Below are 10,094 nucleotides of genomic sequence, written 5' to 3' on the forward strand. Positions count from 1 at the left end.
GCGATCACGAAGGTTGTTATTGCCTGACCCGGTAATGGCGATCATGATGGCAGGGGGCCATAGAGGACGCGAATGCCAACTTTTTCCCAAAGCCTTGAACAATCGCTGCACCGTGCATTGGCGATCGCAAACGAGCGTCACCATCAATACGCGACGCTCGAACATCTGCTGCTGTCGCTGATCGATGACTCGGATGCGGCGGCTGTGATGCGGGCCTGCAGCGTCGATCTCGACAAGCTCAGGACCAGCCTCGTTAATTATCTCGAGACCGAATTCGAAAACCTGGTGACTGACGGCGCCGATGACGCGAAGCCGACCGCCGGGTTCCAGCGCGTGATCCAGCGCGCGGTGATTCACGTCCAGTCGTCCGGTCGCGAGGAAGTGACCGGCGCCAACGTCCTGATCGCGATCTTCGCCGAGCGCGAGAGCCATGCCGCGTACTTCCTGCAGGAGCAGGACATGACGCGCTACGACGCCGTCAACTACATCAGCCACGGCATCGCAAAGCGGCCCGGCGTGTCCGAGGCGCGGCCGGTGCGCGGCGTCGACGAGGAAACCGAGACCAAGGGCAACGAGGACGCCAAGAAGAAGGGCGAGGCGCTCGAGACCTATTGCGTCAACCTCAACAAGAAGGCGCGCGACGGCAAGATCGATCCGGTGATCGGCCGCAATGCCGAGATCAACCGTGCGATCCAGGTGCTGTGCCGCCGCCAGAAGAACAACCCGCTGTTCGTCGGCGAAGCCGGCGTCGGCAAGACCGCGATTGCCGAAGGCCTCGCCAAGCGCATCGTCGACAGCGACGTGCCGGAAGTGCTGGCGGCCGCGACCGTGTTCTCGCTCGACATGGGCACGCTGCTTGCGGGCACCCGCTATCGCGGTGATTTCGAGGAGCGGCTCAAGCAGGTCCTGAAGGAGCTGGAGGCGCATCCGAACGCCATCCTGTTCATCGATGAGATCCACACCGTGATCGGCGCCGGCGCCACCTCCGGCGGCGCGATGGATGCGTCCAATCTGCTGAAGCCGGCGCTGGCTTCGGGCACGATCCGCTGCATGGGCTCGACCACCTACAAGGAATACCGTCAGCACTTCGAGAAGGACCGCGCGCTGGTGCGGCGCTTCCAGAAGATCGACGTCAACGAGCCGACGGTGGAAGATGCAATCGCGATCCTCAAGGGCCTGAAGCCCTATTTCGAGGATTACCATCGGCTGAAATACACCAATGAGGCGATCGAGGCGGCGGTGCAGCTGTCGTCGCGCTACATCCACGACCGCAAGCTGCCCGACAAGGCGATCGACGTGATCGACGAGTCCGGCGCGGCGCAAATGCTGGTCGCCGAGAGCAAACGCAAGAAGACGATCGGCATCAAGGAGATCGAGACCACGATCGCGACCATGGCGCGGATTCCGCCGAAGAGCGTGTCGAAGGACGATGCCGAGGTGCTGAAGCATCTCGAGCAGACCCTGAAGCGCACGGTGTTCGGCCAGGACAAGGCGATCGAGTCGCTGGCGGCGTCGATCAAGCTGGCGCGAGCCGGCCTGCGCGAGCCGGAGAAGCCGATCGGCAGCTATTTGTTCTCGGGCCCGACCGGCGTCGGCAAGACCGAGGTGGCCAAGCAACTCGCGGCGTCGCTCGGTGTCGAGCTGCTGCGCTTCGACATGTCCGAATACATGGAGCGGCACACCGTGTCGCGCCTGATCGGCGCACCTCCCGGCTATGTCGGCTTCGACCAGGGCGGTTTGCTCACCGATGGCGTGGACCAGCATCCGCATTGCGTCGTGCTGCTCGACGAAATCGAGAAGGCGCACCCGGATCTCTACAACGTGCTGCTGCAGATCATGGATCATGGCCGGCTCACCGACCACAACGGCAAGCAGGTCAACTTCCGCAACGTGATCCTGATCATGACCACGAATGCCGGCGCGGCCGATCTTGCGCGGCAGGCCTTCGGCTTCACTCGCTCGAAGCGGGAAGGCGACGATCACGAGGCGATCAATCGCCAGTTCGCGCCGGAGTTCCGCAACCGGCTGGATGCGATCGTCTCCTTCGCGCACCTCAATGCCGAGGTGATCGGCATGGTGGTCGAGAAGTTCGTGCTGCAGCTCGAGGCGCAACTCGCCGACCGCGACGTCACGATCGAGCTGTCCGAGCCTGCAAAGGCCTGGCTGATCGAGCACGGCTATGACGAGCAGATGGGCGCACGTCCGATGGCGCGCATCATCCAGGAACACATCAAGAAGCCGCTCGCGGATGAGGTGCTGTTCGGCCAGCTCAAGGGCGGCGGACACGTCCGCGTCATCCTGGTCAAGGACGAGGCGATCGCCAAGGACAAGATCGGCTTCGAATATGTCGAGGGCCCGGTCACGCCGAAGCCCGAGAACCTGCCGCCACGCAAGCGCAAGCCGCCGAAGGGTGGTCCCAACGGTGGCGGAGGCGGCACCAAGGGGCCGGCCTCAAAGGGGCCGATGGTCAAGGTCTGAGGCGCGAGCGAACAACCACACGGAAAGGCCGGCTGAACAGCCGGCCTTTCTGTTTCTGGCGGTGGGAGGCGCGTCTCCGCGCCGTCACTCGCCCTTCAGCCGCTGGCCCTCCTGGACCCGCACCCGGTCGGCGCCGCGGCTGCCGGCGGTGGACAGCCGGAGCGTGCTGAGTACAGCCCCCACGACGGCAAAGCCGACGCCGACCATCAGCGAGATCCGGGTGCCGTCAGCCGGATAGCGCGCCAGCAGCAGCGCCACCAGAGCGGCGCCGATGGTCTGTCCGAGCAGGCGCGCGGTCCCTAGCATGCCGCTGGCGCCACCCGAGCGCTCGCGCGGGGCGGCGGCGATCATGGTGCGGTTGTTTGGGGTCTGGAACAGGCCGAAGCCGGCGCCGGCGAGCGCCATGCGCCAGATCACGTCGATCGGTGTCGCGTTGGCCGGCATCAGGGCCAGCGTGCCCAATCCCGTCGCGAACAGCAGCAGGCCGATGCCGCCGAGCAGGCCGGCCGGATAGCGTTCCACCAGCCAGCCCGCGAGCGGGGCGGCGAACGCGACCGCGATCGGCCACGGCGTGATCAACAGGCCGATCTGCACCGCCGAATATCCGAAATGGTTTTCCAGATAGAACGGCATCGCGACGAAGGCCAGCATCTGGCCGCAGAACGAGGCAATCGAGGTGCCGATCGAGAGCGCGAAGATCGGAATCCGCAGCAGGTCGACGGGCAGCAGCGGCGAGGGCAGATGCTGCTGCCGCCGGTACAGCAAATGCGAGGCGACCGCGGCAACAGCGAACTCCAATGCGCAGAGATACAGCGACCCGCCATGGCCGGCGCTGTCGATCGCGCTGATGCCGAACCCGAACGCGATGGCGCTCAGCGCGGCGCTCTGCCAGTCGAAGGCGTGAACCGCAGGCCTCGTGTGCGGCAGGAAGCGCCAACCCAGCGCCAGCGTGACAATGCCGAGCGGGACATTGATGGCGAACAGATACGGCCAGGTCCCGACCGCCAGGATGAACGAGGCGATGGTCGGGCCGACCGCAGCCGAGATCGCGACCACCAGCGCGTTGACGCCGATGCCGCGGCCGAGCAGCGAATGCGGGTAGATGAAGCGGACCAGCGCGGTGTTGACGCTGAGGATTCCGGCAGCGCCAAACCCCTGCAGGATGCGGGCGACCGTCAGCAGCGGCAGCGTGTGCGACAGCGCGCAGAACAGTGATGCCAGCGTGAAAAGCAACAGCCCAGCCAGATAGACGCGGCGGTAGCCGATGATTTCGCCGAGCGAGGCCAGCGGCAGCAGCGAGATCGTGATCGCCAATTGATAGCCGTTGACGATCCAGATCGAGAACGCCGGGCTGGCTTTCAGATCGCGGGCAATGGTCGGCAGCGCAACGTTGGCGATCGAGCCGTCGACGACGGCCATCACGAGGCCGAGCGCGATCGTGAGAATGGCCCAATTGCGCTGCGGTTGCGGCAGCCCGTCGGGATGCTCGATGATCGCGGACGACATGTGGTGGAGTGGCTCTCGGTTCCGGCGTTGCGGGGATTACCGCATGCTGGATTAGCCCGGCCTTTGCAACCCCGAATGCCGGATGCCGGCCGCGACGGGAACGAGGGCTCCGAGCCGAGATGGCTCAGCCCTGGCCGAGCAATTCATTGATGCGCCGCTGCAGCTGCCGCTTCTTGATCTCGCTACGGCGGACCCGCTCGTCGAGATCGCTGACCGGCGTGTCGGAAGTCATGATCCGGAAGGCGAGGCCGACCTTGTTGGCCTGGCGCCAGATCAGGCGGGCCAGGAACCAGCGGCCCTTGCGTGCGACGCTGAGATTCATCTCTTCGGGCAAGTGTGCGGCATCGCTAAATTCAACGCAGGCACCGCCTTCACTGATGTTGCGGACGACGCAATCCATCGTCGAGCCGCGTTCATTGATCTCCGCAACCGCACCATAGAACACCTTCTCGCGTACGCTCTGGCGCCGGTCCTGCATGGGGAAATCCTCCAAATGAACGGCACGACTGTACCGGTCGGCACCAGCGAAAAGAAGGGCGCCGGGGAACCGGTTGCAGTTAGTGTAAATATTTGCTCCCGCGAGGGCGTGGATTCCCGGCTATTTTGCGCCGCAAGAGACCCTTGGCTTCCCTCGAAAAGCTTTAGTTCGGCAGCCGGCTTTGCCGCCAGTCGCGCGGCGAGAGGCCATAGTGGTCGCGGAACACGCGGCCGAAATGCGAGAGGTCGTTAAAGCCCCAGGCGAATGCGATCTCGCCGATGTGACGATGCGCGTGCGCCGGCGAGGCGAGGTCGCGCTTGCAGCGCTCCAGCCGCTGCGCCAGCACGAAGCGCTGGAACGAGGTGTCCTCGTCGGCCAGCAGGCTGTTGACGTAGCGCGGCGAGATGCCGAGCGCGGCGGCCGCCTCGGTGAGGTTGAGCTCGGGGTTCGGCAGATGCGCGAGCACATGCGCCTTCAGCCGGTAGAGCAGCGCGGAGCGGTGGGTCGAGGCGGGCAGCGCGGCGCCGCCGAGCCGCTCGCTCATCGCCATCGCGAGCAGGTCGGCGGCCTGGTCGGCGAGGCGGATCGCGTTGTCAGGATCGAGCTTGTCGGCGTTCTCGGAGAGCCCCGCGATGAACTGCCAGGCGAGCCGCTGCACGGGACGATCCGATGTGAACGTGGTCGCAGTTAGGCCCTGGGTGCCGGCGAAGCGCCGGTGCAGCATGGCGCGCGGCACCTGGAAGATGGTCTGCGTGAAGTCGGCGTTGAAGCGCAGCTCATAAGGCCGGGTGGTGTCGTAGAATGCGAACTCGCCGGGCCGGATCACGGTCTCGCGGCCGTCCTGCAGCACGCTGCCAGTGCCGCTCCGGCCGAGCGCGAACAGAACAAGATCCTCGCTGGCGCGTGCGATCCGCGACGGCGTGCGCAGCACCCGTTGCTGGCTCGACGAGACAACGGAGCATTTCACCGCGCCCAGCTGCGTGCTGGTGATGGCGCCGTGGAAGGCGGTGCCGAGATCGGACTTGCAGTCGAGCTGCACGAACACGTCGCAGACGATGTCCTGCCAGAGCGCAAGGCGCCGATGGGTGGGCGCGTCTTCCGTGGTGAACAGGGCCGGCATGATTTCCTCCCTTCACGAGTGCAAACGCTGGCCACGCAAACAAAGCAAGCTTCATACCGGGGACGGCCGGGGAATCTCCTCCGCAGTCGAATTTTCCTTCCGTCCTGGTCGAGCGGGGTACCCGGTCCCGGGGCAGCATGATGTCAGAGGCCGCCATGGCCGATCAAGCACGAACCGGCCGGAAGCGTCGGCCGCGAGGAGGACATCATGGGCATCGAACATCCGAAATACCGCGTTGCGGTGGTGCAGGCCGCACCTGCCTGGCTCGACCTCGACGCGTCCATCGCCAAGTCCATCGCGCTGATCGAGGAGGCCGCCGCCAAAGGGGCGAAGCTGATCGCGTTCCCCGAGGCGTTCATCCCCGGCTATCCCTGGTACATCTGGCTGGACTCGCCGGCCTGGGCGATCGGACGCGGCTTCGTGCAGCGCTATTTCGACAACTCGCTGAGCTACGACAGCCCGCAGGCCGAGAAGCTGCGGCTCGTGGTCAAGAAGGCCGGCATGACCGCGGTGCTCGGCCTGTCCGAGCGCGACGGCGGCAGCCTCTATCTCGCGCAATGGTTGATCGGGCCCGACGGCGAGACCATCGCGAAGCGGCGCAAGCTGCGGCCGACCCATGCCGAGCGCACCGTCTATGGCGAGGGCGACGGCAGCGACCTTGCGGTGCATGATCGTCCCGGCATCGGCCGGCTCGGCGCGCTGTGCTGCTGGGAGCATCTGCAGCCGCTGTCGAAATACGCGATGTACGCCCAGAACGAGCAGGTCCATGTCGCGGCCTGGCCGAGCTTCTCACTGTATGATCCGTTCGCGCCGGCGCTCGGCTGGGAGGTCAACAACGCGGCCTCGCGGGTCTATGCGGTCGAGGGCTCGTGCTTCGTGCTGGCGCCCTGCGCCACGGTCTCGCAGGCGATGGTTGACGAGATGTGCGACCGCGACGACAAGCACGCGCTGCTGCATGTCGGCGGCGGACACGCTGCGATCTACGGGCCGGACGGCAGCTCGATCGCCGAGAAGCTGCCGCCCGATCAGGAGGGCCTGCTGCTCGCCGATATCGATCTCGGCGCGATCGGGATCGCCAAGAACGCCGCCGATCCGGCCGGGCACTATTCGCGCCCCGATGTCACGCGTCTGCTGCTGAACAGGAAGCCCTCGAAGCGCGTCGAGCATTTCGCGCTGCCGCTCGACAGCCTTGAGGAGATCGACGCGGCCGCGAGCTGAAAGCACGACATCCAACTGGAGGCGACTGCCATGGAATCCGCCATTCCATCTCATCTGCAGACAGCCCGATCGCGTCATCGGCGTGTGCCCGACGACTACGCGCCGCCTTATCCGTCCTTCGTCGCGCGCCACAAGCCCGCGGTCACGTGCGTGATCATGGCCTATTTCGGCGTGCAATATCGCGGTGAGCGGAGCGCGGCGGCGACCGACGCGCTGGCGCAGATCGCAACGCGCTTCGCCAGAGAAAACGGTCCGACGCATTGGGACCGTGCGCAATATGTCGACCAGGCCGGCTACACCAACGTCGTCTCGGTCGCCTATTGGGACGATGCCGGGCGTTTCGACGCCTGGTTCGACGGTGCGCGCGAGGCCTGGACCGGTGGCGGCGCCACTGAGGGCGTCGGCCGCTTCATCGAGGTGCTGCGGCCGCATGTTGCGCGCTACGAGACGCTGTTCTCGTCGCTCGGCCGTCCGGAGGGCGTCGCGGTGCTTGCCGACGGCATGAGCGGAGAGGTGCAGGAGCACGCCTATTGGGGCGGTATGCGCGACCGTATCCCGCTGTCGCAGACCGACGCGATGACGCCGGGCGGCGAGCCGCGCGTGATCCGCGACGGCGCACGTATCCGTGTGGTCGCGCATGACAATCTCTGCCTGATCCGCTCCGGACAGGACTGGAGCGACACCGAGGCATCGGAACGCAAGATGTATCTCGACGATGTCGAGCCGGTGCTGCGCGAGGGCATGGATTTCCTGCGCGACGACGGTGTGCCGATCGGCTGCTATGCCAACCGCTATATGCGCGTCGTCGATGCGGAGGGCAGGCCGACCGAAAAATCCTACGGCCAGAGCTGGTGGAAGAGCCTTGCGGCACTCGAGCGCTGGGCGGAATCGCACCCGACCCATGTCAGGATTTTTGGCGCGGCGATGAAGTATCTCTCGACTTTGGGGCCGAACGCCAAGCTCAGGCTGTATCACGAGGTCACGGTGGCAGGCGCCGACGAGCAGTTCTTCGAATATCTCGGCTGCCATGAACGGACCGGCATGCTCACCGCCGTACAGGTCGCCCGAGCGACGACACCTTGAGTTGGCAAAATGCTCGTGTCTAACGCCGAGTCTTACGCGACGCGCTCGCGCAGCCCTTTGGCGACTTCCTTCTGCGCGTCGAACTCGCGGCGCAGGCGGGCCAGCTCCTCGGCGCTGAGCGTGTCTGCGTTGCTGTAGTCGCGCTTCCAGGAAGCATCCTCGCTCCAGCGCAGCGGCGACTGCACGGTGGTCTGCGGACCGGGCGCCTGCTCAAGCACGCGCAGCGCCAGCTCCAGCGTGAACGCCTGCGAGGCGACGTCGTGCGGCTTGCCCGCGGAATTGCCGAGCGGGAAGTCGGAGAACAGGAAGCGCGGCACGGCGGCATGCTCGACGATATCCTTGGCGCAGCCCATCACCACGGTGGAGATGCCGTTGGCCTCGAGATGCCGCGCCACCAGGCTGACGGTCTGGTGGCAGACCGGGCAGTTCGGCACCAGCACCGCGGCGTCGACCTTGTCGTCACGGCAGCGCTTGAGGATTTCGGGCGCGTCGGTCTCGATGGTGACGCGGTGGCTGCGGTTGGTCGGGGCGCCGAAGAAGCGCGGCGCGACTTCGCCGATCGTGCCGGCGGCGGCGAGGCGCTTCAGCTGCGCCATCGGGAACCAGGTGCCGCCGTCGGTCGCCGTGGTGTGGGTGCGGTCATAGGCGATGTGCGAAATCCGCAGATCGTGCAGCTTTGATGTGTCGCCGTCATAGACCGAATAGAATTTTGCGCCGCCATTGTATTTCGCACCGGGACCCTGGTCGCCCCGGGCCGGATCGAACGGCGCCGCGGTCGTGATGATGGCGACCCGGGACTGGTTCAGCGGCTTCTTCAGGGGCTGGAACGGGGCGGAGGTGTAATGCGCCCAGCGGTAGGGGGTGGTGTAGCCGATCGCCGCGTAATAATCGCGGGTCCGCTTCATATAGCCGATCGGGGCGTCGTCATCGGGGGCAAAGCCGAGTTGATCGTCGGATGCTGCGGCCATTTTGCGCTCCCTTTTGCGCGCCATCATTTCAGTCCATAGCTAGACCACGAGCTTGCGGTGTCAAGCCGCGCCCGCACGGGAACAGAATTGCCATGCGAACCGGTCGTTGCGCCGCATTGGTCATGCTTGTGCTGCTGGTGCCGCCGGCCCGGGTCGGCGCGGAGGACGCACCGGCCGCGGCCCCGGCGCCGCCGCCAGGCGCCGAGCAGCCGGCAGCGCCGCCCCCGGACAAGCCCGCTGAGAAGCCCGCGGCGGTCCCGGCGGAGCCGCCTGCGCCACCGCCGGGAGAGCAGGCCGCACCATCGGCCGAGAAACCTGCCGCGCCCCCGGCGGATACGCCCGCGGCGCCAGCCGAGAAGCCCGCGGCGGCGACCGACGACAAGCCCGCGGATGACGCGCGCGAGAGCGACACCCGCGAGGCGATGTGCCTGATGATCGAGTCGGCGGCGCGGGCCAACGATCTGCCGCTCGAATTCTTCGCGCGCGTGATCTGGCAGGAGAGCCGCTTCCAGGCCGATGCGGTTGGTCCGATGACCCGCAACGGCCAGCGCGCGCAGGGCATCGCGCAGTTCATGCCGGGCACGGCAAACGAGCGCGGGCTGCTCGATCCGTTCAATCCGGTGCAGGCGCTGCCGAAGTCGGCCGAATTCCTCAGCGAGCTGCGCAACCAGTTCGGCAATCTCGGCCTCGCGGCGGCCGCCTACAATGCCGGCCCGCGCCGGATCCAGGACTGGCTCGCCGGCTCCGGATACATGCCGCAGGAGACGCGCAATTACGTCTCCGCGATCACCGGCTCCAGCGTCGACGACTGGGCAGCCGCCGGGCGCAACGGCAAGATGCCACAGCGCGCGCCGACGAAGAGCTGCCGCGAACTGATGGCGTTGCTCAAACGCGCGCCCAACCCGTTCGTCGCAGGGCTCGAGCAGCACGTCACGCTGTCGGCGGCCAAGGTCTGGGGCGTCCAGCTCGCCGCCGGCTTCAGCCGCGACAAGGCGCTGGCGATGTATGCCCGCGCCATCAAGCGCCTTGCCAACGTGATCGGCGATCAGGATCCGAGCCTGCTTTCTTCGCGGCTACGCACCCGCGGCAGCGCGACCTTCTACCAGGTGCGCATCGGCGCCGACACGCGCCCCGAGGCAGACGGCCTGTGCAACCGCATCCGCAAGGCGGGCGGGGCGTGTTTTGTTCTAAAGAACAGGGCGTGATTGCGTGGATCCGTAGCCCGGATGAAGCGAAGCGCAAT

Annotated in this window: 8 protein-coding genes; 4 read left to right on the forward strand and 4 right to left on the reverse strand. The window is 66.4% G+C overall.

All coding sequences use genetic code 11. The features are described from left to right. The first annotated feature begins 72 nt into the window (after nucleotides 1-72). The gene (gene clpA / locus AKL29_RS23165) at nucleotides 73-2,478 is read left to right on the forward strand and encodes an ATP-dependent Clp protease ATP-binding subunit ClpA (protein WP_050385756.1); all 2,406 of its coding nucleotides are present in this window, start codon (nucleotides 73-75) and stop codon (nucleotides 2,476-2,478) included. An 84-nt stretch (nucleotides 2,479-2,562) separates the two neighbouring features. Here the strand turns inward: clpA and AKL29_RS23170 are convergent, their stop codons facing one another. The 3 genes from AKL29_RS23170 to AKL29_RS23180 all read right to left on the reverse strand — a co-directional run bounded on the left by AKL29_RS23170 (nucleotide 2,563) and on the right by AKL29_RS23180 (nucleotide 5,582). Continuing rightward, the gene (locus AKL29_RS23170) at nucleotides 2,563-3,984 is read right to left on the reverse strand and encodes an MFS transporter (protein ID WP_050385757.1); all 1,422 of its coding nucleotides are present in this window, start codon (nucleotides 3,982-3,984) and stop codon (nucleotides 2,563-2,565) included. Between the two features lie 124 nt (nucleotides 3,985-4,108). After that, nucleotides 4,109-4,462 (reverse strand): PilZ domain-containing protein, encoded by a 354-nt coding sequence (locus AKL29_RS23175; protein ID WP_050385758.1) that lies wholly within the window; start codon nucleotides 4,460-4,462, stop codon nucleotides 4,109-4,111. 163 nt (nucleotides 4,463-4,625) lie between these two features. After that, complete coding sequence (locus AKL29_RS23180; protein ID WP_050385759.1) at nucleotides 4,626-5,582, reverse strand: AraC-like ligand-binding domain-containing protein; 957 nt, start codon at nucleotides 5,580-5,582, stop codon at nucleotides 4,626-4,628. A 207-nt stretch (nucleotides 5,583-5,789) separates the two neighbouring features. Here AKL29_RS23180 and AKL29_RS23185 point away from each other — a divergent pair, with 207 nt between their 5' ends. Both AKL29_RS23185 and AKL29_RS23190 read left to right on the forward strand, forming a co-directional pair. Beyond that, a complete protein-coding gene (locus tag AKL29_RS23185) occupies nucleotides 5,790-6,800 on the forward strand; it encodes a carbon-nitrogen hydrolase family protein (RefSeq protein ID WP_050385760.1) in 1,011 nt (336 codons plus the stop codon). A gap of 30 nt (nucleotides 6,801-6,830) precedes the next feature. Continuing rightward, the gene (locus AKL29_RS23190) at nucleotides 6,831-7,883 is read left to right on the forward strand and encodes a phenylacetaldoxime dehydratase family protein (protein WP_050385761.1); all 1,053 of its coding nucleotides are present in this window, start codon (nucleotides 6,831-6,833) and stop codon (nucleotides 7,881-7,883) included. 32 nt (nucleotides 7,884-7,915) lie between these two features. Here the strand turns inward: AKL29_RS23190 and AKL29_RS23195 are convergent, their stop codons facing one another. Beyond that, nucleotides 7,916-8,851 carry a glycine/sarcosine/betaine reductase selenoprotein B family protein gene (locus tag AKL29_RS23195; protein WP_050385762.1) on the reverse strand — a complete coding sequence of 312 codons (936 nt, stop codon included), beginning with the start codon at nucleotides 8,849-8,851 and terminating at the stop codon, nucleotides 7,916-7,918. Between the two features lie 92 nt (nucleotides 8,852-8,943). Between AKL29_RS23195 and AKL29_RS23200 the strand changes: the two genes are divergently transcribed. Then, on the forward strand, nucleotides 8,944-10,056 hold the full coding sequence (locus tag AKL29_RS23200) for a lytic transglycosylase domain-containing protein (RefSeq protein WP_244482325.1): 1,113 nt from the start codon (nucleotides 8,944-8,946) through the stop codon (nucleotides 10,054-10,056). Nucleotides 10,057-10,094 lie beyond the last annotated feature (38 nt).

The organism is Bradyrhizobium pachyrhizi, assembly GCF_001189245.1.
Classification (GTDB): Bacteria; Pseudomonadota; Alphaproteobacteria; order Rhizobiales; family Xanthobacteraceae; genus Bradyrhizobium; species Bradyrhizobium pachyrhizi.

What these genes read in the sequence shown, in the direction of transcription:
- AKL29_RS23195 (WP_050385762.1), bottom strand. Translation starts at nt 8,851, where the DNA reads ATGGCCGCAGCATCCGACGATCAACTCGGCTTTGCCCCCGATGACGAC.
- AKL29_RS23175 (WP_050385758.1), bottom strand. Translation starts at nt 4,462, where the DNA reads ATGCAGGACCGGCGCCAGAGCGTACGCGAGAAGGTGTTCTATGGTGCG.
- AKL29_RS23170 (WP_050385757.1), bottom strand. Translation starts at nt 3,984, where the DNA reads ATGTCGTCCGCGATCATCGAGCATCCCGACGGGCTGCCGCAACCGCAG.
- AKL29_RS23180 (WP_050385759.1), bottom strand. Translation starts at nt 5,582, where the DNA reads ATGCCGGCCCTGTTCACCACGGAAGACGCGCCCACCCATCGGCGCCTT.
- AKL29_RS23190 (WP_050385761.1), top strand. Translation starts at nt 6,831, where the DNA reads ATGGAATCCGCCATTCCATCTCATCTGCAGACAGCCCGATCGCGTCAT.
- AKL29_RS23200 (WP_244482325.1), top strand. Translation starts at nt 8,944, where the DNA reads ATGCGAACCGGTCGTTGCGCCGCATTGGTCATGCTTGTGCTGCTGGTG.
- AKL29_RS23185 (WP_050385760.1), top strand. Translation starts at nt 5,790, where the DNA reads ATGGGCATCGAACATCCGAAATACCGCGTTGCGGTGGTGCAGGCCGCA.
- clpA (WP_050385756.1), top strand. Translation starts at nt 73, where the DNA reads ATGCCAACTTTTTCCCAAAGCCTTGAACAATCGCTGCACCGTGCATTG.